Source organism: Neisseria subflava (assembly GCF_024205705.1).
GTDB classification, from domain to species: domain Bacteria; phylum Pseudomonadota; class Gammaproteobacteria; order Burkholderiales; family Neisseriaceae; genus Neisseria; species Neisseria subflava_D.
This window is the reverse complement of sequence record NZ_CP073115.1, coordinates 2,039,428-2,064,950: the sequence shown is the minus strand read 5'-3', so window position 1 is coordinate 2,064,950 and position 25,523 is coordinate 2,039,428. Positions and strand designations below refer to the sequence as shown.

At 53.4% G+C, this 25,523-nt stretch carries 20 protein-coding genes and 1 pseudogene; 5 read left to right on the top strand and 16 right to left on the bottom strand.

Annotated features, from left to right (window positions below; all coding sequences use genetic code 11):
• Positions 1-37 precede the first annotated feature (37 nt).
• From KCG54_RS09900 to KCG54_RS09875, 6 genes are all read right to left on the bottom strand, one after another.
• Positions 38-796, bottom strand: coding sequence for an iron ABC transporter ATP-binding protein (locus KCG54_RS09900; RefSeq protein ID WP_254324073.1), 759 nt, complete (start codon positions 794-796; stop codon positions 38-40).
• Positions 797-879: 83 nt separating this feature from the next.
• Positions 880-1,506 carry an FmdE family protein gene (locus KCG54_RS09895; RefSeq protein ID WP_070826344.1) on the bottom strand — a complete coding sequence of 209 codons (627 nt, stop codon included), beginning with the start codon at positions 1,504-1,506 and terminating at the stop codon, positions 880-882.
• 88 nt (positions 1,507-1,594) lie between these two features.
• Entirely contained in the window at positions 1,595-2,566 is a 972-nt protein-coding gene (locus KCG54_RS09890; protein WP_254324072.1) for an iron chelate uptake ABC transporter family permease subunit, read from the bottom strand.
• Positions 2,556-3,524, bottom strand: coding sequence for an ABC transporter permease (locus tag KCG54_RS09885; protein ID WP_254324071.1), 969 nt, complete (start codon positions 3,522-3,524; stop codon positions 2,556-2,558). Before KCG54_RS09885 ends, KCG54_RS09890 begins: the two co-directional genes overlap by 11 nt.
• 231 nt (positions 3,525-3,755) lie before the next feature.
• Positions 3,756-4,718 carry a siderophore ABC transporter substrate-binding protein gene (locus KCG54_RS09880; protein ID WP_254324070.1) on the bottom strand — a complete coding sequence of 321 codons (963 nt, stop codon included), beginning with the start codon at positions 4,716-4,718 and terminating at the stop codon, positions 3,756-3,758.
• A 115-nt stretch (positions 4,719-4,833) separates the two neighbouring features.
• Positions 4,834-6,849 (bottom strand): TonB-dependent receptor domain-containing protein, encoded by a 2,016-nt coding sequence (locus KCG54_RS09875; protein ID WP_254324069.1) that lies wholly within the window; start codon positions 6,847-6,849, stop codon positions 4,834-4,836.
• Positions 6,850-7,272: 423 nt separating this feature from the next.
• Here KCG54_RS09875 and groES point away from each other — a divergent pair, with 423 nt between their 5' ends.
• Together groES and groL are read left to right on the top strand one after the other, a co-directional pair.
• Positions 7,273-7,560 carry a co-chaperone GroES gene (gene groES, locus KCG54_RS09870; RefSeq protein ID WP_003744509.1) on the top strand — a complete coding sequence of 96 codons (288 nt, stop codon included), beginning with the start codon at positions 7,273-7,275 and terminating at the stop codon, positions 7,558-7,560.
• A 98-nt stretch (positions 7,561-7,658) separates the two neighbouring features.
• Positions 7,659-9,293, top strand: coding sequence for a chaperonin GroEL (gene groL / locus KCG54_RS09865; RefSeq protein ID WP_254324068.1), 1,635 nt, complete (start codon positions 7,659-7,661; stop codon positions 9,291-9,293).
• Positions 9,294-9,597: 304 nt separating this feature from the next.
• On the opposite strand, the gene katA is transcribed toward groL, so the two are convergent.
• From katA to KCG54_RS09845, 4 genes are all read right to left on the bottom strand, one after another.
• Positions 9,598-11,112: a catalase KatA gene (katA, locus tag KCG54_RS09860; RefSeq protein WP_254324067.1), complete on the bottom strand. Its 1,515-nt coding sequence runs from the start codon at positions 11,110-11,112 to the stop codon at positions 9,598-9,600.
• A 298-nt stretch (positions 11,113-11,410) separates the two neighbouring features.
• A complete protein-coding gene (gene fhuB, locus KCG54_RS09855; RefSeq protein ID WP_254324066.1) occupies positions 11,411-13,378 on the bottom strand; it encodes a Fe(3+)-hydroxamate ABC transporter permease FhuB in 1,968 nt (655 codons plus the stop codon).
• A complete protein-coding gene (locus tag KCG54_RS09850; RefSeq protein WP_254324065.1) occupies positions 13,372-14,331 on the bottom strand; it encodes an iron-siderophore ABC transporter substrate-binding protein in 960 nt (319 codons plus the stop codon). The genes fhuB and KCG54_RS09850 overlap by 7 nt, the downstream gene beginning before the upstream one ends.
• Before the next feature lie 102 nt (positions 14,332-14,433).
• Positions 14,434-15,198, bottom strand: coding sequence for an ABC transporter ATP-binding protein (locus KCG54_RS09845; RefSeq protein WP_254324064.1), 765 nt, complete (start codon positions 15,196-15,198; stop codon positions 14,434-14,436).
• Here KCG54_RS09845 and KCG54_RS09840 point away from each other — a divergent pair.
• A complete protein-coding gene (locus KCG54_RS09840) occupies positions 15,184-15,417 on the top strand; it encodes a hypothetical protein (protein WP_254324063.1) in 234 nt (77 codons plus the stop codon). The genes KCG54_RS09845 and KCG54_RS09840 overlap by 15 nt on opposite strands.
• On the opposite strand, the gene KCG54_RS09835 is transcribed toward KCG54_RS09840, so the two are convergent.
• The 5 genes and pseudogenes from KCG54_RS09835 to accB form a co-directional block, all read right to left on the bottom strand.
• Complete coding sequence (locus tag KCG54_RS09835; RefSeq protein WP_254324062.1) at positions 15,414-17,636, bottom strand: TonB-dependent receptor; 2,223 nt, start codon at positions 17,634-17,636, stop codon at positions 15,414-15,416. The genes KCG54_RS09840 and KCG54_RS09835 overlap by 4 nt on opposite strands.
• A gap of 144 nt (positions 17,637-17,780) precedes the next feature.
• Positions 17,781-18,560: pseudogene (locus tag KCG54_RS09830) on the bottom strand (aminotransferase class I/II-fold pyridoxal phosphate-dependent enzyme); the annotation flags it as partial.
• A gap of 67 nt (positions 18,561-18,627) precedes the next feature.
• Positions 18,628-19,989, bottom strand: a complete 1,362-nt coding sequence (accC, locus tag KCG54_RS09825; RefSeq protein WP_107723997.1) for an acetyl-CoA carboxylase biotin carboxylase subunit — start codon at positions 19,987-19,989, stop codon at positions 18,628-18,630.
• A 29-nt stretch (positions 19,990-20,018) separates the two neighbouring features.
• Positions 20,019-20,210, bottom strand: a complete 192-nt coding sequence (locus tag KCG54_RS09820; RefSeq protein ID WP_003680299.1) for a YqaE/Pmp3 family membrane protein — start codon at positions 20,208-20,210, stop codon at positions 20,019-20,021.
• A gap of 71 nt (positions 20,211-20,281) precedes the next feature.
• Positions 20,282-20,743, bottom strand: a complete 462-nt coding sequence (gene accB / locus KCG54_RS09815; protein WP_254324061.1) for an acetyl-CoA carboxylase biotin carboxyl carrier protein — start codon at positions 20,741-20,743, stop codon at positions 20,282-20,284.
• A 355-nt stretch (positions 20,744-21,098) separates the two neighbouring features.
• On the opposite strand from accB, the gene queA reads away from it, so the two are divergent.
• Positions 21,099-22,127: a tRNA preQ1(34) S-adenosylmethionine ribosyltransferase-isomerase QueA gene (gene queA / locus KCG54_RS09810; RefSeq protein ID WP_070633218.1), complete on the top strand. Its 1,029-nt coding sequence runs from the start codon at positions 21,099-21,101 to the stop codon at positions 22,125-22,127.
• 116 nt (positions 22,128-22,243) lie between these two features.
• A complete protein-coding gene (locus KCG54_RS09805) occupies positions 22,244-22,873 on the top strand; it encodes a hypothetical protein (RefSeq protein ID WP_254324060.1) in 630 nt (209 codons plus the stop codon).
• Positions 22,874-22,951: 78 nt separating this feature from the next.
• Here KCG54_RS09805 and gyrB read toward each other — a convergent pair whose 3' ends face one another.
• Complete coding sequence (gyrB, locus tag KCG54_RS09800) at positions 22,952-25,342, bottom strand: DNA topoisomerase (ATP-hydrolyzing) subunit B (protein ID WP_254324059.1); 2,391 nt, start codon at positions 25,340-25,342, stop codon at positions 22,952-22,954.
• Between the last annotated feature and the right edge of the window lie 181 nt (positions 25,343-25,523).

Here is a 25,523-nt window from a genome sequence, read left to right as displayed (position 1 = left end):
ATGAGCAATCGGGTTTCAGACGACCTTTTTGTCGAATTTAGATATGGTGGATAACCAGTTTTTTGCCTTCGTAATCGAGGACGTTGACGTCCATATCGAATAGGATTTTGATGTTTTCGGCGGTGAAAATATCGTTGGGCTTGCCCTGCATGGCGACTTGGCCGTTTTTCATGGCGACGACGTAATCGGCATAGGCGGCGGCCTGGTTGATGTCGTGCAGTACGACGACGGTGGTGCGCTTGTGTTCGTCGGTCAGCCGGCGCAGGATTTGCATGAGGGAGCGGGCATGATACATGTCGAGGTTGTTCAGCGGTTCGTCCAGCAAAACGTAGTCGGTGCGCTGGCAGAACACCATGGCAATCATGGCGCGTTGGCGTTGGCCGCCGGAAAGTTCGGTTAGGTAGCGGTCGGCGAAGTCTTGCAGGTGGAACTCGGTGAGCGCTTCTTCGACGATGGTTTTATCCGTTTCAGACGGCCTGCCTTGGTGGTAGGGATAGCGGCCGAACATGAGCAGGTCGCGCACGGTAATGCGGCTCATGATGCTGTTTTCTTGGGTGAGGATGGAAAGCGTGCGGGCGAGTTCGGCGGTAGGGGTGGTTTTGATGTCTTTGCCTGCGTAGCTGATGTCGCCGTGTACCAAGGGCTGCAGGCGCGCCATAAAGGAGAGGAGGGTGGACTTGCCTGCGCCGTTCGGACCTATTAGCGCGGTAATGCCGCCTTCGGGAATGTCGAGGCTGACGTCGTTGAGGATGGGGTTGCTGCCGATGGTGTGGCTGACGTTGCGGATGGTAATCATAGGCGGGTCCGAAAATGGGAAGTTGGGGTTTCAGACGGCCTTTCAGCATGGGGCCGTCTGAATTTTATTCCTGTATGGTGTGATTAGATTTCGCTGACGGTGACAAATTCGGGATTGTCGGCTTGGTCAATCAGGAAGGCGCGGACGCGTTCTTGCCAAAGCTCGCCGAATTGTTTGAGTTCGTCGGCATTTGCGCTGCCGCTGACGGCTTTGGGCATAATGTCGCGCATTTGCGGCGCAAAGGGTTGAAGCGCGGCGTTGAGGCTGATGGCAACGGTTTTGCCGGTATCGCGGCGGCGGAGCGCGAGTGTGCCGTTGATTTCGCCTGCACCAAAGGATAAGAGGTGGCGGCGGGCAAAGCGTCCGGCTGGGCCTACGCCGCCAAAGCCGGTTTCAGGTGCCGCGCCGGTAAGGAGTTGGACGACGGAAGCGGTAACGCCGGTTGTACCTTCGTCACGCTCGCCCTGCATAAAGGCTTCGATGTCGCCGCGTTGCGGCAGCTCTTCGCCGTAAAGGGCTTTCAGGCCTTTGACCACCATCAGGTAGGCGCCGGCGACGGTCGGGCAGGAATGGCCGCACAGGCGCACGGCATCGGCGTAGCGGTAAGTGAGGATGCCGTTTTCGGCTGCGCCGAGGAAGTCGGCCAATGCGTCTTGGACGGTAATGGTCGGGGCATTATCGAAGAATGAAGGGAGGCGTTCTTGTGTCATGAGGGTTGTCCTTTATGGGTTTGCTTAGGCCGTCTGAAGGTTTCAGACGGCCTGAGTTTATTTTTGCGAACGTTTGGGCACGTTTAATTTATTTCTTTTTCAACACCAAATATAAAAATACCAATCCACCTGCAAATTCGACGACCACGCTCAATACGGCCTGCATGCCGAGGAAGTGTTCGAAGATGGTTTGCCCGCCGACCAACAGGATGCCGCCGACACAAAAAGTCATGGGCAGGCGGACGGAATGTTTGACCGACGGGGAAAAGTGGTTGGCCAACGCGGCAACCAGCAGGCCGAAAAAGCTTACCGGGCCAACAACGGCGGTGGCGGTTGCAACCAGTGCGGCGATCCACAACAGCAGCCATAAGGTATTGCGCGTGTAGTTGATGCCCAAATTGATGGCTTGATTGCGGCCGAGCAGGTAAACATCGAGGCGGTGGCGTTCGCACCAGATCACGGCGGCGCTGATGAGCAACACGATTGCGCCGATACCCAACAATTCCGAGTGGACAGTATTGAAGGTGGCAAACATATTCGCCTGCGCGGCGGTAAATTCTTCGGGGTCAATCATGCGCGAAAGCAGCGATGACAGGCTGCGGAACAAAATCCCGAAAATCACGCCGATTAAAATCATGCGCGACAAATCGCGTCCGCCCTGTTTGATGAGCGTGTAAAACAGCAGCAGCGAGCCGCCCATCATGACGACCAGTTCAAAGCCGAATTTGCCCGTCAACGGCAGGGAAGCATAGCCCACGCCGCCGAGCGTAAACACCAGCAAGGTCTGTAAAAACACATACAGCGAATCGAAACCCAAAATCGAAGGGGTCAGAATCGGATTGTTGGTCAGCGTTTGGAAGAGTTGAGTGGACACGCCGACTGCATAGGCGACCATCAGCAACGCGGCAAGCTTGGTCAGGCGCAGGTGCAAGACAAAGTCCCAATCGCCTTTGACGTTGAGCGTCATAAACAGGACGCAGGAAACCAGCAACAGCGCAAAGGCGACCCACAACGGACGGCTGCTTCCTGCCATAAAACCGATATTTTTTTCAGACGGCATGAGCAGGTTTCCTTAATAAAAGCCATAAAAACAAAGCCGTCCCCATTACACCAAAAACCGTAGAGACCGGAATTTCAAACGGAAACACAATCACGCGTCCGACAATATCGCACAGCAACACCAAAGACGCGCCCAGCAAGGCCACCGCCGGCAGGCTCTGGCGCAGCTTGTCGCCCATCAGGCGGCTGATGATGTTCGGCACGACTAGGCCGATAAACGGAATATTGCCGACCGTTACGACCACCAAAGACGTAATCAGCGCCACAATAATCAGCCCCGACCACAGAATCGCCGTCCGGTTCAGCCCCAAATTCACGCTTACTGTTTCGCCCAAACCCAAAATCGTCAGCTGGTCGGCAATTAAATAGGCAAACAAAGCCAAAATCCCCGTTGCCCACAACAATTCATACCGCCCGAGCAACACGCCGGAAAAATCGCCCTGTTGCCACACGCCCAGCATTTGCAGCATTTCGTTTTCATACGCGATAAAGGTGGCCACCGCCTCAATCACACCGCCGAAAATAATCCCGACCAGAGGTACCATCAGTTGCGCGGTCGGCGGCAGGCGGCGGATCAGCAGCATAAAGACCAACATCCCAATCAGCGCGGCAACGGCGGCAACCGACATTTTTGCCAGCAGCGGCGCGGCCGGAAGCAGCAGGGTCATCAACAGCAAACCCAAAGCCGCGCTTTGACTTGCGCCCACCATCGACGGTTCGACAAAACGGTTGCGCATCAAAATCTGCATAATCATGCCGGCTACCGCCATCGACGCACCCGTCAGCACAATCGCAAACGTGCGCGGCAGGCGGCTGATGAACATGACTTGCTGGCTGTCGGATAGCGAAAACAGGGCGGACCATTTGAATTCGGCCACGCCGACCGACAGGCTGACGACAAACAATATCAGCAGCGCCACACCGTTGACCGCATTTAAAAATGAAGGTTTGTGAAACATAAAATGGTTCGGAAAAATAAGGCCGTCTGAAAGAAGGGTTAAGGTGTTTTGAGAAAAAAAGCAGGTTCGCCCATCATAAAAAACAGATGCAAACAGGCAAAAATTGTCCATTTGCACCATGTATTTTCAGACGGCCTAAATCCAATGAATTCAGGTCAAGCAGCTTGACCCTGTGGATCATCAAACCGTTCAGGCCGTCTGAAAGAAGCGGGCTGTTATGCCAGCGCCGAATTACTTGGCTGCATTAAACGCATCGCTTACCTGTTTGGAAGCATTCAGCAATTCTTGTGCGCCGCCGGCCGCCAGATAGGTTTCCGGCACGAGGTACACGACATGGCCTTTTTTCCATGCAGTTGTTTCGGCAACCAAAGGATTGTCCAAAACATCTTTCGCAGCCTGACCTTCTTCACCGATGGCTGCGCCGCGGTCTAAAACGAACAGCCAATCAGGGTTTTTCTCTTTCAGGTATTCAAAGCTGATAGGCTGGCCGTGGCTGCCTTCTTTAATCGATTCATCAACAGCGGGAACGCCGATATCTTTATGCAACCAACCGCCCAAACGTGAGGAAGGGCCGAAAGCCGACATCTTACCGCCGTTGACCAATACCACCAAACCCTTGCCTTTACCTTGAGCAGCGGTTTTTGCCGCTTCAAACGAAGCATCGATTTCCGCTTTCAGCTTGTCCGCTTCGGCCTGTTTGCCGAAGATTTGCCCCAGTGCATCGATGCGCTCTTTAGAACTTTCTTTCAGATTGGCGGTTTCGGCGGTCATCTCGATGGTCGGTGCGATCTCGTTCAACTTGTCAAACGCTTTGGCCGCACGGCTGCCGATGATGATGAGCTGCGGTTTGTAAGCGTTTAAGGCTTCGTAGTCAGGCTCAAACAGCGTGCCGGCAGGTTTCGTGGATTTGAAATATTCGTCTAAATAAGGCAGCTGGTTTTTATCGACGGACAAACCGGTTTTCACGCCCAGTTTGTTTAAAGTGTCGAGCATGCCCAAATCGTAAACGGCGATACGCTCCGGATTTTGCGGCACTTTCGCATCACCGCGCGTGGTTTTCACCGTCAGGCTTGCGCCTTCGGTTTGTGCGGCAGAAGCGGAAGCAGTTTGTGCCTGATTGGAAGCAGAATCTTTCGGTGAACACGCACCCAAAGCGAGGGTGCAGCATACGGCTAAAGCGGTCAAACGTAACATAGAGTTTCTCCGTAGTCGGAAATAAAGTAAATCGAAATGATAACTTGTATCGGATTATAAAGCTAGATGCCGTCTGAAAACTTTTGTTTTCAGACGGCTTTTTCAAGCTGATTGCTTAGAAGCGGTAGTTCACACCCAAGCGGACATCGCGGCCTGGTTCAGGCAGAGAATTGGCACCTGCGCGCTGGCTGTGCGGCTTGTAGTTTTTATCGAAGACATTGTTGACGGAGAAGTTGACGTTCAAGTCGTCTTTGCCTGTCGGTTTCCAGTTGGCGAAGATATCGTTGACGCCGTAGCCTGCACGGACGACATTCAGAGCCACATCAGAGCCGCGCGAGGTTGGGGCGTAGCCTGCATTTTGGACATAACGTCCGCGCCAGCCGATTTCCAGATTCGGATTGTCGAATTGGTAAGACAGACCTGTTGTCCATGTGCGTCCCATCGGGATGGCGGTCGTTACTTTGTCGGCGGTATCGCCGTTCAGCTTCGGTTTGCTGTAGGCTACGCCTGCACGTGCGGTCAGACCTTTCCAGCGGTAGGCTGCGTTCAGTTCGTAACCTGTGTTTTTCAGCTTGCCGCCGTTATACCAGACGTTGTTTCGCCCTTCTTGACGGATGGCCTGTACATCTTTGATTTGCTGATGGAAATAGCTGCCGGAGAGCGTCAGGGCAGAATTCCAGTGGTAGTTAAAGCCGATTTCTGCATTTCGCGAGCGTTCTGCTTTCAAATCAGGCGATGAAACAATCGGCCTGTTGTTTGCTAAAGCTGCTTCGTACAGGCGGGGGCTGCGGGTTGCATAGTTCAGGCTGGTGTTAATGGAAAAATCAGGGGTAATGTCATAAACTAAGCCAATGCTTGGATTGAGGTTGCCGTCTGAATTTTCTGTTTTGCTGCTGGTTTTCATTTTCCAACGGTCATAGCGCAAACCTGTGGTCAGTGTAACTGGAGAGAAATCCCAAATGCCTTCTACATATACGCCGGCATCGCTTTTCTTCTCGTTGTTTTCTCCGTTTGAGCTGCTTTTTTGAGTGCGCCAGTTTACTCCGTATTTCAGGGTATGGCGGTCAAATAGACGACTGTCGAGATTGAGGTTGGCTCCGTATGTCCGTACTTCGCCGTCCAATTCATAATTTGGATTGGGGACTTCGTCACGTTTGGTATTTAAACGGTAAACATTGGCTTTGATTTTGTCGATAAAGCCCCAGTTTCCGCCTTTGAATTCCAAGTTGGTGGTGTCTTGGGTCAGCGTGCGGTAACGCGGCGCGTTGTTGGCGGTATTCGGAATACGGTTGCCGTTGGCATCCAAAACGTATTGACCCGTGCGGCGGTCGGTTTGGAAGACTTGCGAGAAATCGAACTCTTCGCGCAGGGCGCGTTCCCCATATTGTTTCTCTTGGCGGTGGCTTAATTCAATGCGGTTGTCCTCGTTGAAACGATAGCCGATTTTGCCCAGCAAACCGCGCGAACCCAGTCCACTGTTTAAAACCTTATCGCTTCCGAGCAGATTACGGTAGCCTTTGCCTGCCGTGTATTCTTTGTCGCGTACGAAATTGCCTGAAACCAAAGCGTCAAAACCGCCTGCCTGACCATAAACGCTTACGCCGCGAGAATAGCCTTTATTGCTGCTGATGCCGGCATTGACTTTGAAACCGACATTTTGACCTTCTCTCAGCAAATCTTTGGCTTCAACCGTTTCGGCAACAATCGCGCCGCTGGTTGCACCGATACCTGCGGAGGCCGAACCTGTACCTTTTTGCACGGCAACGACTTTTACCAATGCAGGGTCAAGCATAAAGCGGCCGTTGTGGTGGAAAATCTGGCTGTCGGTGTAAGTATCGTCAACTTTATAGTCTATTTGATCTTGTCCCATGCCGCGGATGGTTACCCACTGCGACTGACCGTTGCCACCGCCGAAACTGATAGAAGGCTCGTTGAACAATACGTCTTTTAAATCAGTGGAAGTCGTTTCTTCCATACGTTTTGTCGTTACACGGTGTGTGGCGCTTGTAGCCTGACCTTTTACGGTAACGGTATCAAGGGTAACGCTTTCTTTCGCTTCGTCTTCCGCGTGGGCAAAGCCGGCGGCGAGTGCCAGTGAAAGCAGGCTGAATCGGAACAGGGGTGAAGTCATAGAAATTTCCTTTTCGGGATAAGTTTAATTCTTCAGTGAAAAATATTTATTAATAATAATTTCTATTTATTATTTTAAAGTTAGGATATTATTTTGTAAAGGTGTGCATAGGTTTGTACTTAACAGCGTCTTTTTCTGATTGGGACGTTTGGCGTTTGCTTTTGGTAAAAGGCCGTCTGAAAATATTTGCCAGTTTGGCCGGCGTGGAAAATAGGGAAAGAGGGTGCGAAATTATCGTGTCTGTTTTCAGACGGCCTTAAATAGAAAATTTTTACATTATTCTCTTGAATTTATCGGGTCGAACCCTAATTTGTCGCTGTGTTCAGGTAAGTTTGTCGACAAACTTGCCGCCTACTTTTTCAAACCGTATCTGCCGGATGAAGGCAGATGATTGTTTTCAAACTATTTATCGGAGCATAAAACATGACTATCCGTCCTTTACACGACCGCGTCGTCGTCAAACGCTTGGAAGCTGAAGAAAAAACCGCCTCTGGCATCGTTTTGCCGGGTGCGGCCGCTGAAAAACCCGATATGGGCGAAGTGATCGCCGTGGGTGCGGGCAAAATCGGTAAAGACGGCGCACGCCGTCCGCTGGATGTCAAAGTCGGCGACAAAGTGATCTTCGGCAAATACAGCGGCCAAACTGTAAAAGCCGACGGCGAAGAGCTGTTGGTAATGCGCGAAGAAGACATCTTCGGTATCGTTGAATAATTGTTGGATTAAGTTTCAGAACCAAAGGCCGTCTGAATCAAACATGAAGTTTTCAGACGGCCTCAAACAGATTTTTAATATTGATTTGGAGAATTTAAATGGCAGCAAAAGACGTACAATTCGGCAATGAAGTTCGCCAAAAAATGGTAAACGGCGTCAACGTATTGGCAAACGCCGTACGCGTAACTTTGGGCCCTAAAGGCCGCAACGTGGTACTCGACCGCGCTTTCGGCGGCCCGCACATCACTAAAGACGGCGTGTCTGTTGCAAAAGAAATCGAATTGAAAGACAAATTCGAAAACATGGGCGCGCAAATGGTGAAAGAAGTGGCGTCTAAAACCAACGACGTAGCCGGTGACGGTACCACTACTGCAACCGTATTGGCGCAATCCATCGTTGCCGAAGGCATGAAATACGTGACCGCCGGCATGAACCCGACCGACCTGAAACGCGGTATCGACAAAGCCGTTGCCGCTTTGGTTGACGAGCTGAAAAACATCGCCAAACCTTGCGACACTTCTAAAGAAATCGCCCAAGTCGGCTCTATTTCCGCCAACTCTGACGAACAAGTCGGCGCGATTATTGCCGAAGCGATGGAAAAAGTCGGCAAAGAAGGCGTGATTACTGTTGAAGACGGCAAATCTTTGGAAAACGAGCTGGACGTGGTTGAAGGTATGCAGTTCGACCGCGGCTACCTGTCTCCTTACTTCATCAACGACGCTGAAAAACAAATTGCTGCTTTGGACAATCCGTTTGTATTGTTGTTCGACAAAAAAATCAGCAACATCCGCGACCTGTTGCCTGTTTTGGAACAAGTAGCCAAAGCCAGCCGTCCGCTGTTGATTATCGCTGAAGACGTAGAAGGCGAAGCCTTGGCAACTTTGGTGGTGAACAACATCCGCGGCATTCTGAAAACCGTTGCTGTGAAAGCCCCTGGCTTCGGTGACCGCCGCAAAGCCATGTTGCAAGACATCGCCACCCTGACCGGCGGCGTGGTGATTTCCGAAGAAGTCGGCCTGTCTCTGGAAAAAGCGACTTTGGACGACTTGGGTCAAGCCAAACGCATCGAAATCGGTAAAGAAAACACCACCATCATCGACGGCTTCGGTGACGCTGCCCAAATCGAAGCGCGTGTTGCCGAAATCCGCCAACAAATCGAAACCGCAACCAGCGAATACGACAAAGAAAAACTGCAAGAGCGCGTGGCTAAATTGGCCGGCGGCGTAGCAGTGATCAAAGTCGGTGCTGCTACCGAAGTCGAAATGAAAGAGAAAAAAGACCGCGTGGAAGACGCGTTGCATGCTACCCGCGCAGCCGTTGAAGAAGGCGTGGTTGCAGGCGGCGGCGTAGCCCTGTTGCGCGCACGTGCTGCTTTGGAAAACCTGCACACCGGCAATGCCGACCAAGACGCAGGCGTACAAATCGTATTGCGCGCCGTTGAGTCTCCACTGCGCCAAATCGTTGCCAACGCAGGCGGCGAACCTAGCGTGGTTGTGAACAAAGTATTGGAAGGCAAAGGTAACTACGGTTACAACGCAGGCTCCGGCGAATACGGCGACATGATCGAAATGGGCGTACTCGACCCTGCCAAAGTAACCCGTTCTGCGCTGCAACACGCCGCATCTATCGCCGGCCTGATGCTGACCACAGACTGCATGATCGCTGAAATCCCTGAAGAAAAACCTGCTATGCCTGATATGGGCGGCATGGGTGGTATGGGCGGCATGATGTAAGGCCGTCTGAAACCTTCAGACAAAAAGCAAAACCGCACGGCAAGCAGCCGTGCGGTTTTTTATTTGCCAGAAAGAAGCGTGAGATGGTGAGGGGTATGCCATGATTTACGGAGAAATAAGGGCAGCCAGTTCCATTGAATCTGAAGCAGTTAAATAAACTTCATCATCGAAAAAGGCCGTCTGAAACTTTATTTTGTATTTCAGACGGCCTGCTTAATGATCTAAACCGTTACTTTTTGCCCGAACGGCTGTATCGGACAGCTTGAGACAAGATTTCTTCAATTTCTATCCACATAATGCCTCCTTACAGTAAACCAGGTTGACCTAAAGCCGGGTCGTTAGCTCTTGCCGCTTGGGCATCTTCGACAGTCAGTCCAAGGGCTTTGGCTACGCCTTCGCCGTATGCCGGATCGCAACGGTAGCAGTTGCGGATATGGCGATATTTGATGAAGTCTGGTGCATCGCCCATGGCTGCGGCGGTGTTGTTAAACAAAGCTTGTTGTTGCTCATTGTTCATCAGCTTGAACAAGGCGCGCGGTTGGCTGAAGTAGTCGTCATCGTCTTGGCGGTAGTCCCAGTGCGCCACGTCGCCGTTGATTTTCAAAGGCGGTTCGGCGAAGTCGGGTTGTTGCTGCCATTGGCCGAAGCTGTTGGGTTCGTAGTGCGGCAGGCTGCCGTAGTTGCCGTCGGCACGGCCTTGCCCGTCGCGTTGGTTGCTGTGAACAGGGCAACGCGGGCGGTTGACGGGAATTTGGCGGAAGTTTACGCCCAAACGGTAGCGCTGCGCGTCGGCGTAATTGAACAAACGGGCTTGCAGCATTTTGTCGGGGCTGGCGCCGATACCGGGAACGAGGTTGCTCGGTGCGAAGGCGGATTGTTCCACATCGGCGAAGAAGTTTTCGGGATTGCGGTTCAACTCGAATTCGCCCACTTCAATCAGCGGATAGTCTTTTTTCGGCCAAACTTTGGTCAGGTCGAAGGGATGATACGGCACTTTTTCCGCATCGGCCTCAGGCATGACTTGGATGTACATCGTCCATTTCGGAAACTCGCCGCACTCGATGGCTTCGTACAGGTCGCGCTGATGGCTTTCGCGGTCGTCGGCGATGATTTTTGCGGCTTCTTCGTTGGTCAGGTTTTTAATGCCTTGTTGGCTGCGGAAATGGAATTTCACCCAAAAACGCTCGCCCGCTTCGTTCCAGAAGCTGTATGTATGCGAACCGAAGCCGTGCATATGGCGGTAGCTGGCGGGGATGCCGCGGTCGCTCATGACGATGGTGACTTGGTGTAGGGCTTCGGGCAGCAGCGTCCAGAAGTCCCAGTTGTTTGTGGCGGAACGCATATTGGTGCGCGGGTCGCGTTTGACGGCTTTGTTCAGGTCGGGGAATTTACGCGGGTCGCGCAGGAAGAACACGGGCGTGTTGTTGCCGACCATATCCCAGTTGCCTTCTTCGGTATAGAACTTCAATGCAAAGCCACGGATGTCGCGTTCCGCATCGGCTGCGCCGCGCTCGCCTGCCACGGTGGTGAAACGGGCGAACATCTCGGTTTTCTTACCGACTTCGCTGAAGATTTTGGCGCGGGTGTATTTTGTGATGTCGTGTGTTACGGTGAACGTACCGAACGCACCCGAACCTTTGGCGTGCATACGGCGTTCGGGGATGACTTCGCGCACGAAGTCGGCGAGTTTTTCATTCAGCCACAAATCCTGCGCCAGCAACGGGCCGCGTGGGCCGGCAGTCAGGCTGTTTTGATTGTCGGCAACAGGCGCGCCGTTGTTCATGGTCAGGTGGGTAACAGGGCATTTAGAGACGGTCATGATGATTTCCTTTGCAAAATGGTCAGTGATTTATAAAACGATTTGCCGAAAAGCATATTCGTAGCCGGTTTCTTGGTATTCATAAATTTCTTGTATCGACATTTGTTTTTCCTTTTGCTTAAGCTATGAAAAGAACTATACAGAAAGGTTTTAACTATTGGAACTATGACTTCAATTTAATATTGTTATTATTAATTGAGATTTTATTTTTGTTAGATTTTTATTATCGAATAAACATGTTAAACAAAAAGGTCGTCTGAAACTGTTTTCAGACGACCTTTTTGTATCTCCGTTCGCATTAAAGCTTGCGCATCATCATCATGAAATATGCGCCGCCTATGAGCGTGGCCATCATTCCGGCGGGGACTTCGTAAGGGAACATTACCTGCCTGCCCAGCCAGTCGGCCGTCATCATAACCGATGCACCGATGAGTGCGGCGGCGGCAAGTTGCTGTTTGGGCAGGCGTGCGCCGAGCATACGGGCCAGATGCGGCGCAAGCAGTCCGACGAAGCTCAAGGGGCCGATAAGCAGTGTGGATAAGGCGGTTAACGCTGCGCTTGAGACGATCAGCACCAGCCGTGCAAGGGGGACGTTGATGCCGACGGAGCGGGCGATTGTTGCGTTCAGACTGAGCAGTCCGAGCCAGCGTTGCAGCGTGAGGATGAGGAGGAGTGAGGCGGCGGCGAGGAGGCAGACGGTAAGGGCGGATTCGGGCGTTGCCTGATAGGTTGAACCTGACATCCACAATAAAAGCAGTTGTACGCGGAAATCGCCGGTTGCCATCCAAATGCGGATGGCGGCATCGGCGAGTGCGGCCAGCGCCATGCCGGTAAGCAGGATTTTTTCGGGAGTAAATCCGTTTTTGCGGTTGAACAGCATCAACAGCCCCAAGGATACGAGAGCGGAAACGATACCTGTCAGCCAAAACCAGCCACTGCCCGAGGTAATGCCGAACAGCATCACTACCGACATCGCGCCGAATGCCGTTCCAGAGCTGATGCCCAAGAGTTCGGGTCCCGCCATCGGGTTTTGCGTCAGCCTTTGCAGTATGACGCCGGTCAACGCGAGCATGGTGCCGGTGGCGGCGGCGAGCAGCACGCGCGGGTAGCGGAATACGAAATATTCCGGGTCTATAGTCAGGCGCAGGGTTTCGTCATAGCGTCCAACCGTAAACGCCAATACCGATACGGCGACGGCGATAATCAGCAGAAAACGCAAGAGGTGCGGGACGTGCGGCGCGGCGGTTGAAATATCGGAGGTTGTCTGAAACGAAGGACGCGGAGGTGCTTTAGCCGTCAGCCACAACAAAAGCGGCGCGCCGACGAGGGCAGTTACAGCGCCGGCTGGCAGATCGGTGCCGCGGTAGTGTTTCAGCAGCATCAGGCCGTTGTCCGTCAGCATCAAAAGCAGTGCGCCGACGATGAAGGAACAAATCAGGCGCATGGACAGCGTGCGTACGCCCATTTGCCGCACCAGCGTCGCCGCCGCCAATCCGACAAAGCCCATCATGCCGACAAAGCCGACCACGCCCGCACTCAAAAATGCAGCAACCGCCAAAGACAGCAGGCGGATTTTCTTCACCGGTATGCCTGCCGATTCCGCCTGCGTGTCGCCCAGGCTCATGATGTTTAACGGTTTGATTAAAAAGGCGGTAAGTATGGCGGCAACAGCAATCCGCCACAAAAGCCCTAACGTATCGCGCCAACTGTCCTGCACCAGGGAGCCGCTGCCCCACTGCATCACGCCGCGCGTCTCTTCGCTGAAAAACAGCATCACGATACCGGTGAGGGAACCCAGATACAGGCTGACCACCAAACCCGCCAGCACGACGCTGAGCGGTTGCAGGGCGCGCCGTGCCGACAGCCGCAATACCGCGCCCAAAGCCGCCGCTGCGCCGGCAAATGCCACGGCGGACGTGCCGTAGGCAAGGAAGGAAGGGGCGAACACGGTCGCCGCCACCAAAGCCGCCTGCGCGCCGCTGCTGACTGCCAGTGTACTGTCGGATGCGAGCGGATTGCGCATCAACTGCTGCATCAGCATGGTCGCCATCGCCGTACTGCCGCCCGCGAGCAGCGCCATAGCCATGCGGGGCAGGGTGTTGTTCTGCACCATCAGCGCGTCCAAAGGCAGGCTGTCGGGACGATCAAACAGCCGCAGCCACGGCAGCGTCCATTCCAGCTTCAATATCCAAAACGCCGTCAGCGCGCACGATATTGCCAACGTGGCGGCAAGGATAGGCAGAGGTCGTCTGAAAATCTTTACCATGCGACTTCCTTTTGTGCGGACGGGTTTTTAGACGACATCGAACGCATCAGTTGCAAAGTGAAACGCTGCATGGATGGCAGCGCGCCGTAGCTCCACGACGGCTCGAAGATGCGGCGGTTTGCAGGGCGGCTGAACGGCAGACGTTGCCAAAGCGCGCTTTTTTCGAGCGTTGCACGTGTATTTTGAGGATGCGGTTTGACGATGATCAGCAGCGTGTTCGGCGGCAGCTTTGCCAAATCTAAAAGCGTGATGTTTTCGAAACCCCATTCGTTGCTTTTGCCCGTCCAGGCATTGTTTAGCCCCAATTTGTCGAACACAGCCTGAAACAGCGAAGTCTTGCCGTAAATCCGCAAATGCCGCCCGTCGGCAAACTGCACCACCGCAAACGGGCGGCCGCGATATGCCGAAAGCGCGGGTTTGGCGCGAGCAAACAGGTTTTCCGTACCGGCAATCAGCTTTTCGGCAGCGGCAGGGTCGCCGATGATTTTACCCAGCCTGCGCGTGGCTTCGACCGTGTGGGCATATTCGATGCTTTTTGCCGTGCCGAAATCCACTTCGCGTACCGGGGCGATTTTTTCAAACTGGGACTTGGCGGCGGCATACCAGGAAGATTGCACGAAAAAATCAGGCTTTATCTGATACAGCCGCTCCAAATTCGGCTGGAAGCGCAGCCCCGCTTCCTTGACGGCAGCGGGCAGCGGCGGATGGTTCACCCAGGTATCGTACACGCGGCGGTCGGCGACGCTGACGGGCGGATGCCCCATCGCCGTCAGTGTTTCGGCGACCGTCCAGTCCGAAGTCGCCACGCGCGGTGCGGCGGGTGCAGGCAGGGAAAACAGGAGGGCGGCGGTAAAAAACAGCCGTGCGGCAAGGCGGGGAATGTCGTCTGAAAAGCGGTGGGACATCAGCTTGGAAGGTTTTTCGGTTTTTGAATAAAGGGTCGTCTGAAACATATCGGATACAGGTATTCTACAATGGTCTGCAATGTCATCCGGTTTGGATTCGGGTGGCGGATTTTATGATCGGAGCTTATGCGGCAGGACGGCTTGCCTGCGTCAAGGCAATGCCACGGGTCGGCCGTTTTCAGGATGGGCGATGATGTTCATATCGACGCTGTAAATGTCTTTCAACACTTCTGCGGTCATGATGTCGGCGGGTTTGCCCGTTTTTAATAGCCATCCCTGTTTGAGCGCGACCAGTTCATCGCAATACTGCGCCGCCAGATTAATATCGTGGATGACGATGATGACGCCCAAACCCAAATTGCGAGACAGCTTGCGCACCAGTGCCATCACGTCGATTTGGTGGGCGATGTCCAAAGCGGCAAGCGGTTCGTCCAGCAGCAAAAAGCGGCTTTGCTGCGCCAGGCACATCGCCAGCCAGACGCGCGAACGTTCGCCGCCCGACAGCGTATCGACGATTTGATCGGCAAATTTTTCCGTATGCGTCAGCCGCAACGCCTGTTCCACCGCCTGTCTGTCCGCATCGTTCGTGCGCCCTAAAAGCCCGCTCCAGGCATAACGCCCCATCATAACCAGCTCGCGCGCGGTCAGCGCGGTAGCGGCGGGCAGTTGCTGCGGAAGATAGGCGACTTCTTTGGCGTATGCGCGGGCGGAATAGGCGCGTATTTCTTTGTCGTTTAGCAATATCCTGCCGCCTGCAGGTTCATGCTGGCGGGTGAGCAGTTTCAACAGCGTGGACTTGCCCGAGCCGTTATGACCGATGAGGCCGTACACGCGGTTAGGGAAAAAGTTGACGCTGATGTCGTGCAGCAGCGAGCGGCCGGGTATGGCGAAGGTGGCGTTTTGGATTTGGAACACGTTTCAGACGACCTTTTAGTGGGTTTGACGTTATTCGGAGAAAGCGGCGGCGCAGCAAAATCCATTGCCCGTTGTCGGTGCCAATGCCGCAAAGGCGGAGTTTTACGGCAGTTGTCCGAAAGCGTAGGGCAAAGTCGGACGCCCCAGGCTCCAAGGTCGTCTGAAAACGTTTCAGACGACCTTTGGACCGTTGGAGGCCGTTTGCCGCCCGTCCCTTAAAAATCGACCGAAGCCGACAGGGTGAAGCTGCGCGGTGCGCCGGCGTTCAGGTAGCCGCTGTTAGGGTATCCGCCGACGGATGCCCAGTATTTCTTGTTGGCAACATTATCGAGGCGGGCGCGGAAGGTGGCTTCGTGCCTGCCGATTTGGGTGTGGTAGCGCGCGCCGATGTCGAAGCGCGTCCAGCCGCCGACTTTAAGCGTATTGGCCGCATCGGCGTAGGAAGAACCGGTGTAAACCATGCGTCCGTCAAATGCCAAACCCTGCACTTTCGGCACTTCCCATTCCAAGCCAATGTTGGCTTGGGTTTTAGCCGCGCCGATGGTGCGTTTGCCGTCAGTTAAAGATGAGCCGGTAGATTTCTGCTTGGCATCGAGCAGGGTAATGCCGCCCAAGAGCCTCACACCTTGTGCGACTTCCCCGTAAACGGTGATTTCCGCGCCCCGGTGGCGGTCTTTGCCTTCGGAGGTGAAGCGGGCGGTGTTGTTGCTTTCGGCAACGTAAAGCGAACGCGGTTTGTCGGTGTGGAACAGGGCCAATCCCGCGCCGAAGCCGTTGGCTTCAAATTTCGTGCCGATTTCTTTTTGTTTGGAAACATAGGGTTTGAGCGATTCGCCGGTATTGCTGACGGCGTAGACCCGGCCGTTGATGGAGGCAGTCGAGCCTGCAGTCGCGCCTTGTCCCAGGCTTTCGATGTAGTTGCCGTACACCGACCAATTCGGCGTGATGCGGTACACCGCGCCGGCGGCGGGACTGAGGCGCGATTTTTTGTAATTTTCGGTTTGCGCGCCCGTATTATAGGCGTAAGCCTTGTTATGCACCTGCTGCCAGCGCGCACCGAGCATGAATTGCAGGCGTTTGTCCCAAAGGCTGAAGGTGTCACCCAAGGCGAAGCTGGTCAGGCGTGTTTTGCCGGTAACAGCAGGATTGCCCATGTCGTTGCCCGAATACAGCGGGTTGGCGGCTGCAGGTTGCGGATAGCGGGACGGGTTGTAGAGGTTGGTCGTATATTGGTTGCCCCAATCCATGATGTAAGCGTTTTTGCGCGAGGATTGGAACCGGTTGGCGGCGGCGGTCCATTCGTGCTCTACCGCGCCCGTATTGAATTTGCCGCGCAAACCGATTTCGCCCGTGTCGATTTTATCCTTACGCGCGTTGTCAAAGCGGTAAATCGATCCGTTGCCGTTGACATTGCCGACAGTCAGGTTTGCCAGAGAATTGTTTTCCTTGCTGCGGCGGAAGCCGTAGGCGGCGTAGGCAGTCAGGTTGTCGTTGAAATCGTATTCGCCGCGCATTGTGCCGAACCAGTCGCGCTCGTTGGAATACGTCCAAGGCTGCGCCCAGTTGGACGAGGCATCAGGCGCGGCCGGCACGGCGGTCAGACCTGACAGGGTAACATTGGTACGCGTGGCTTTGAGCTTGTTGTCCTGCCAGCCCAAATCGGCGGACAGGCGGGCATTTTCATTGCGCCAGTCTAGGCCGACATTGACCAGGCTGAGTTTGGACTTTTCGTCGTCTATTGCGGTTTTGCCGTTATGGTGCGCCGCATTGACGCGCACGCCGAATTCCTGATTTTGTCCGAAACGGCGCGCCACGTCCGCCGCCAAACCACCGCGTTTTCCCGCGCCGTAATTGGCAGTCAGCCGGTTCAATCCTTCATTGGACGCGCGTTTGGGCAATACGGATACCGTGCCGCCGATATTGTTGCCGCCCGGTGCCATGCCGTTTAAGAAGGCGGATGCGCCACGCTGGACTTCCACGCGTTCGAAAAGCTCGGTGGCGATGTATTGGCGCGGCAGGATGCCGTAAAGGCCGTTGTACATGGTATCGTCCGATTCGGCGGCAAAGCCGCGTATGAAATACGCTTCCTGAAAATTGCCGTAACCGCGCGCAACGCGGACGGTCGGGTCGTTTTGCAGTACGTCGCCGACGCTGCGCGCATGTTTGTCCTGAATCAGCCTATTGGTGTAAGCAGTATTGGAGAACGGCGATTCTAGGTTTTTTTTATTGCCCAAAATACCCACGCGGCTGCCGCGCGCCACCTGTCCGCCCTTAAATGCAGGAATCAAACCGCCCTTGGATGCGTCCGCGCTGGCGGTTACGGTGATGGTTTCGAGTTCGGCGATTTCTCGGTCTTGGGGTTCGTCTGAGGCAAATGCCGCCGAAACGGCAAAGAGGGAGAGGCTGAGGATGCTGAGTCTGGAAGCGGGCTTAGTCATTTGTATTTTCTTTCAAAAGTCGATCGTAACGGTTAATTTTAAAAGAAAATTAATTTCATTTCAAAAAAAATAAATAAATGACAAAAGGTCGTCTGAAACTGTTTTCAGACGACCTTTTGACTGAATGGCTATCAACTTTACCGTTTACACCGCATCGTACAAACTGCGCACCACCCTGCCGATGGCGGCAATACCTTTTTCCAGCGTTTCCGCGTCCTGCGCGATGCTCATGCGGATGCACTCGCGGGTGTGCGGGTAATCCTGCGTGTCGATGCCGACGAAGAAATGTTCGCCCGGAATAATCAGCGTGCCTTCGGCTTTGAGCATTTCGTACAGAGTTTGCGACGAAACGGGCAGGTTTTCAAACCAGAGCCATAGGAAAATCACGCCTTCGGGCTTGTGGATTTTCAGCGGATATGCGCCCAGCTCGCGCTTGAGCAGCGAGACGGCATTGCGGTAAAACGGCCGGATGACGTCGTCTGAAAGCTGTTTCAGACGACCGTCCCGCAACAGCGGCGTTGCAATGGCTGCGCCGAAGCGGGTAGGCGACAGGTTCACAATCGCGTTCAGACTGCTGACGGCTTTGACCACTTCCGGTGCGGCGACGATGATGCCGGTGCGCACGCCCGGTAAGCCGACTTTGGAAAGGCTGAAGCAGAGGATGATGTTTTCGTGCCAATTCAGCGTCACGTCGCTGTAAATGATGTTGGGGAACGGTATTCCGTAGGCGTTGTCGATAATCAGCGGAATGCCGTGTTCTTGCGCCAAAGCGGCCAGCCGCGCCATTTCGCCGTCGGTCAGCACGTTGCCGGTCGGGTTGGTCGGACGCGAACGGCAAATCGCGCCGATTTTGCCTGCTTTGAGTTCGGGCAGGCTTTCCAGCGCGTCAAAGTCCACGTGGTATTTGAAGAAGCCTGCTTCGCCTTAAAAAAGGCCGTCTGAAACTTTATTTTGCGTTTCAGACGGCCTTATTTTTAGTCAAAACAAGGGATTATTTATCCTGTTTGGCTTTGCGTTCTTCCAACCAATGTTCCAAGTAGTGGATGCTGACACCACCTTTTTGGAAACCCGGATCGCTGAACAAGTCGCGGTGCAGCGGCGTATTGGTTTTGATGCCGGTAATCGCTAGCTCGGCAAGGGCTACGCGCATTTTTGCCATGGCTTGGTCGCGGTCTTTACCGACGACACAGACTTTGCCGATCAGGCTGTCGTAGTAAGGAGGGATGCGGTAGCCTTGGTAAATATGGCTGTCGACACGGACGCCGAAGCCGCCGGGCAAGTGGCAGCTTTCAATCAGGCCCGGGCTTGGAATGAAGTTGTACGGGTCTTCGGCGTTGATACGGCACTCAAACGCGTGGCCTTCGACTTGAATGTCTTCCTGTTTGTATTGCAAAGGCAGGCCGGATGCGATGCGTAATTGCTCTTGGACGATGTCCACGCCGGTGATGAGCTCGGTAACCGGATGCTCAACCTGAACGCGTGTGTTCATCTCGATAAAGAAGAATTCGCCGTCTTCGTACAGGAATTCAAACGTACCTGCGCCACGATAGCCGATGCGTTTGCAAGCGTCGGCACAGGCTTTGCCAATTTTGGCGCGTTCTTCTTCAGTGATGAACGGAGCCGGTGCTTCTTCGATGACTTTTTGGTGGCGGCGCTGCATGGAGCAGTCGCGCTCGGCGAGGTAGATGGCGTTGCCGTGTTCGTCGGCAATCACTTGGATTTCGACGTGGCGCGGACGTTGCAGATAGCGTTCCATGTAAACCATCGGGTTGCCGAATGCCGCGCCTGCTTCGGCTTTGGTCATTTCGACAGACTGGAGGAGGTCTTCTTTTTTCTCGACGACGCGCATACCGCGACCGCCGCCACCGCCGGATGCTTTGATAATGACGGGATAACCGACTTTATCGGCAATTTTGAGGATTTCTTCGCCGTCGTCCGGCAATGCGCCTTCAGAGCCGGGAACGCAAGGCACACCGGCTTCGATCATGGCGTGTTTAGCGGATACTTTGTCGCCCATCAGACGGATGGTGTCGGCTTTAGGGCCGATGAAGACAAAGCCGGATTGTTCGACTTGTTCGGCAAAGTTGGCGTTTTCGGCGAGGAAGCCGTAGCCCGGGTGGATGCCGTCGGCTTCGGTGACTTCGGCAGCAGCAATGAGGGCGGGAATGTTGAGGTAGCTTTGTGCAGATGCGGCAGGGCCGATGCACACGGATTCGTCGGCGAGTTTGACGTGCAGGCTGTCTTTGTCGGCTTCGGAATGGACGGCGACGGTGGCGATGCCCATTTCACGGCAGGCACGCAGGACGCGCAGGGCGATTTCGCCCCGGTTGGCGATCAATACTTTTTTCAGCATGATAATCTTTCCGGATGGTTCAGACGGCCTCAGCGGCCGCCTAATGCGTTGCGGATTTTCTGGTCGGTTTTGTATTGGCTCAAAGCGTAAACCGACCACATGGCTGCCGGTATCCAGCCAACCAGCGTACACTGCAGAATCAGACAGATGATGCCTGCAAACGGACGGCCGATGGTGAAAAACTGCAACCAAGGCAAGAAAATAGCCAAAATCAGACGCATGGTTTGTCCTTAATGAACAGAAAAAGGAATTTCAGACGGCCTTGAAGATAAAGGCCGTCTGAAAAAGCGGATTATTCAATGATGAAGAGCGGCTCGCCGTATTCGACCGGAGTACCGTTTTCAACCAAAATTTCTTTAACGACACCGGATTTCTCGGCTTCGATTTCGTTCATCAGCTTCATGGCTTCGATGATGCACAAAGTATCGCCGGCTTTTACTTGTTTACCTACTTCAACGAAAGCTGCGGCGTTAGGGCCGGGAGCGCGATAGAACGTACCTACCATAGGCGATTTTTGCGCGTTGGACAAATCGCGAGCGGCAGGGGCTGCGGCTGGAGCGGCTGCGGCCGGAGCAGCAGCAGCAGGGGCGGCAACCGGAGCGGCTGCGGCAGGTGCCGGAGCAGCATAAATAGGCGCTGCGGCGGCAGTGGTACGCGTAATGCGGACTTTTTCTTCGCCTTCGGTAACTTCAATTTCTGCAATGCCTGATTCTTCGACCAAATCAATCAGTTTTTTTAATTTACGCAAATCCATTGCTTTTCCTTTTTAGCGCGGCATAAAGTGCATATTGGGTATGCGCCGCTGTGGTTTTAGATGATTTCCTGAGACGTCGGAAGGTAGGTTTGCCATCCGGCGTTTAAATAATGTCGGAACAGGGCGGAGCCTGAGAAATGAATCTGGTTATTTTCCCGAACTTGTCGGTAAATGTCCAGTAAAAGATAGAAAAAAGGCGTTTTTCGGCGAAAAAAGAAAGGAACGCTGATTTTCGTTAAAAAGTGATTTTTTCAAGAGCGTTTATTCTAATTTATTGGTTTTTCGACAAAACATGCCGTCTGAAAACCAACTTTGCGCGTATAATGGCGCCTGTTTTTTTAAAGTATGCACGACAATGGATATTTCCGATTTTGATTTTGAATTGCCCGAAAAACTGATTGCCCAGCATCCTCCGGAAGTGCGCGGCAGTAGCAGGCTTCTGGTTGCCTTGCCTACATTGCCGATTGAAGACAAACATTTCGGCGATTTACCCGATTATGTCGCACCGGGCGATGTGCTGGTGTTTAACAATACCAAAGTGATGAAGGCACGCCTGTTCGGCCAAAAAGCCAGTGGCGGCAAAATCGAAGCCCTGATTGAGCGGGTATTGGACGCACATACCGCATTGGCGCATATCCGTTCGTCCAAATCGCCGAAACCGGGTACAGAATTGATTTTTGAAGGTGATATCCGTGCCGTCATGATGGAGCGAGCGGAAGAATTGTTTTGCCTGAAATTTGAAGGCGAGCAAACCGTTTACGAACTTTTAGAGCAAAACGGCCATCTGCCCTTGCCGCCTTATATCGAACGCGCGGCCGATGATGAAGACGACAGCCGCTATCAGACCGTGTACGCCAAGTATCAAGGCGCAGTGGCCGCGCCGACGGCGGGTTTGCACTTTACCGATGAATTGTTGGGCCGTCTGAAAGCCAAAGGGGTAGAAACTGCGGAAGTGACCCTGCACGTCGGTGCCGGCACATTCCAACCCGTGCGCGTCGATAAAATTGAAGAACACAAAATGCACAGCGAGTGGTTTGATGTACCGGCCGAGACCGTTGCCGCCGTTGAAGCCGCCAAAGCGCGCGGCAATAAAGTGTGGGCTGTGGGCACAACCTCCATGCGCGCCTTGGAATCCGCCGCACGCGAGACAGGCCGTCTGAAAGCCGGTCGCGGCGATACCGATATTTTCATTACGCCGGGCTACCGCTTCAATGTTGCCGACCGCTTGATTACCAACTTCCACCTGCCCAAATCAACCTTGCTAATGCTCGTCAGCGCGTTTTCGGGCATGGAACATATCCGCAGCGTTTACCGTCATGCGGTGGAACAGGAATACCGCTTTTTCAGCTATGGCGATGCGATGATTTTGGGGAAAGCGGAATAAATCGGAAACGGATTGGAGCGTTTCAAACTGGTTATTTGGGATTGTCCAGAATCCAAATCAGTTGAAACGCTCTATTAAAATATGCAGCTGAAGCAAGTTATCTAAGGGTCAAATTAATGGATGAGAAAAAAATAGATTTTTTGCTGTATAGCGTACCTGAAAATGTGGACTATACGACGATTCCAGAAGAGCTTGACTTGGAGGATGTGCCGCAAGAGAGGATAGATGGATTAATCAAATTGCTATCCAATGAAAATGAGGTATTGCAATTTGATTCAGCACGCCTGCTTGTTCACTGGGGTATTGATGAAGGTTTTGATACTTTGGTTTTGATGTTTGAGAAAGGGGAGACAGAGGGAATGATTGATCATCGTTTACATGGTTATGATGATACAGATCGGCATATCTTGTCTGCTTTTATCAGTTACTGGGCATCTAAAGCAGATCAGAGTCAGCAAAAAGGTGATGATGCACGTCAGAAAATCTTTCCTTCTGTGGCTAGAATTATTCGTAAAGCATCATCGGCAGATTTTTCTATCAGTGAGTTGTTTTGGCTGGTTACGAAAATGCAGTTTATGGAGTATGTGCCGCTCGTTAAGGAGTATCTACGGCATATTATTGACTATCCAAGTAAACGGTATTGGGAAATCCATGATACTGTAAAATCATTATTAGAAATAGAACCGCAATTTATTCATGATTTATTTGAAAGTAAACACAAAAAGTTATCGGACTTTGGATTATAAAAAGAATATTGTGAATAAAATGAAAACAAAAAGGCCGTCTGAAAATAGTTTTTCAGACGGCCTTTTATCTTTCCATGCTTAGGCGTCGATGTTTTGTGCCAGCAGGGCGTTGTTTTCGATGAAGGCACGGCGTGGTTCGACTTCGTCGCCCATCAGGGTTACGAACACTTCGTCGGCGGCGATGGCGTCTTCGATGCGGACTTTCAGGAGGCGGCGGACGGTAGGATCCATCGTGGTTTCCCAAAGTTGTTCCGGATTCATCTCGCCCAAGCCTTTGTATCGTTGGATGGACATGCCTTTTTGGGCAACGCTCATCAAGATGTCCAAAGCGCCTTCAAAGCTGTCGATGTCGTATTCGTTGTCGCCTTTGTAGAGCTTCGCTCCTTTGCCGACCATGCCTTTGAGTGCGGCGGCGGTTTGGGTAAGGGTTTGGTAGGCTTTGCTGTTGAGGAACTTAGGCTCTAGGTAGCTCACCATCACGTTGCCGTGCAACTTGCGTGTGATTTTGATGAACTGGTGTCCTTCGTGGCCTTCGATGCGTTCGAGTGCGACTTCTTTTTCGTCCAAGAGGCCGCTCAATTCGGCAACTGCGCGGTCTGCGCTTTCTGCCGTGCTGAGATCGACCGGCGAAGCGTGCAACATGGCATGTAGGACGAGTTCGTCAATGATGCGGCTTTCTTGCTCGATAACCGTTTTTGCCAACAGGAATTGTTTGGCGGTATTGGCAAGCTCTTCGCCTTCGATGGTACGGCCGTCTGAAACGATTTTGGCTTTTTCCAATGCCAAACCGAGCAACCATTGGTCTTTTTCCAGTTCGTCTTTGAGATAGCGCTCTTGTTTGCCATATTTGGCTTTGTACAAAGGCGGCTGGGCAATGTAGATGTAGCCGCGTTCGACCAGCTCGGGCATTTGGCGGTAGAAGAAGGTCAGGAGCAGGGTGCGGATGTGCGCGCCGTCCACGTCGGCATCGGTCATGATGATGATGCGGTGGTAGCGCAGTTTTTCGGCATTGAATTCTTCTTTGCCGATGCCTGCGCCCAAAGCGGTAATCAGCGTGGCGACTTCTTGGCTGGCCAGCATTTTTTCAAAACGTGCTTTTTCGACGTTCAAAATCTTACCTTTGAGCGGCAAAATTGCTTGGAATTTGCGGTCGCGGCCCTGCATGGCGGAACCGCCTGCGGAGTCGCCCTCGACGAGGTAGAGTTCGGACAGGGCAGGGTCTTTTTCTTGGCAGTCGGCCAGTTTGCCCGGCAGACCCAAGCCGTCCATCACGCCTTTGCGGCGGGTAATTTCGCGGGCTTTGCGTGCGGCTTCGCGCGCGCGGGCGGCATCGACGATTTTGCTGGTGATGATTTTGGCTTCGGTCGGGTTTTCTTCAAGGAAGTCGGTCAAGGCTTGGTTGATGACTTCGTTGACAACGGGGCCGATTTCGCTGGAAACCAGTTTGTCTTTGGTTTGCGATGAGAATTTCGGATCGGGCAGTTTGACGGACAAAACGCAGGTCAGACCCTCACGCATATCGTCGCCGGCGGTTTCCACTTTGGCTTTTTTAGCCACTTCGTTGGCTTCGATATAGTTGTTGATGGTGCGGGTCATCACTTGGCGCAGCGCGGTCAGATGGGTGCCGCCGTCGCGTTGCGGAATGTTGTTGGTGAAACATTGCACGCTTTCTTGGTAGCTGTCGTTCCATTGCATCGCGCATTCCACGCTCATGCCGTCTTTCTCGCCGAACGCGTAGAAGATTTTTTCGTGCAACGGTGTTTTTTTGCGGTTCATGTATTGCACGAAACCAGCCACGCCGCCGGAAAGGGCGAAGCTTTCGTGTTTGCCGTCGCGCTCGTCAATCAATTCGATGTCCACGCCGTTGTTCAGGAAGGAAAGTTCGCGGATGCGTTTGGCGAGGATGTCGAAGCTGTATTCGACATTGCCGAAGGTTTCCGCGCTGGCGAGGAAGCGTACGGTCGTGCCTTTTTTGTCGGAATCGCCGACAACCTTCAACGGCTCTTCGGTTTCGCCGCGTACGAAGCGGACGAAGTGTTCTTTGCCGTCGCGGTAGATGGTCAGCGTTACCCAGTCGGACAGTGCGTTGACGACGGAGACGCCCACGCCGTGCAGGCCGCCGGAGATTTTGTAGCTGTTGTTATCGAATTTGCCGCCTGCGTGCAAGACGGTCATGATGACTTCGGCGGCGGAGCGGCCTTCTTTCGGATGGATGCCGGTCGGCATACCGCGGCCGTTGTCGGCCACGCTGACGGAATTGTCGGCATGGATGGTTACGGTGATTTTGTCGCAATGTCCGGCGAGCGCTTCGTCAATGGCGTTGTCGAGCACCTCGAACACCATGTGGTGCAGGCCGCTGCCGTCCTGCGTGTCGCCGATATACATACCGGGGCGTTTGCGTACCGCTTCCAAGCCTTCCAGCACTTGTATGCTGTCGGCGCCGTATTCTTCGTGTTTTTGGTCAGTCATGGTCTTTTCTTGCTGAATTTCAAGGAATTTTTCCGTACGCACAATGAAATGTCAAACGGGCGCGGCGGATGTGTTCCGAAAGGTCAAAATAATAGGCAATTATACCTGATTTTGCTGGAATATTCAGCGTTTTAAGTGCAAAAAGGCCGTCTGAAAGATTAAATTTCAGACGGCCTTTGTA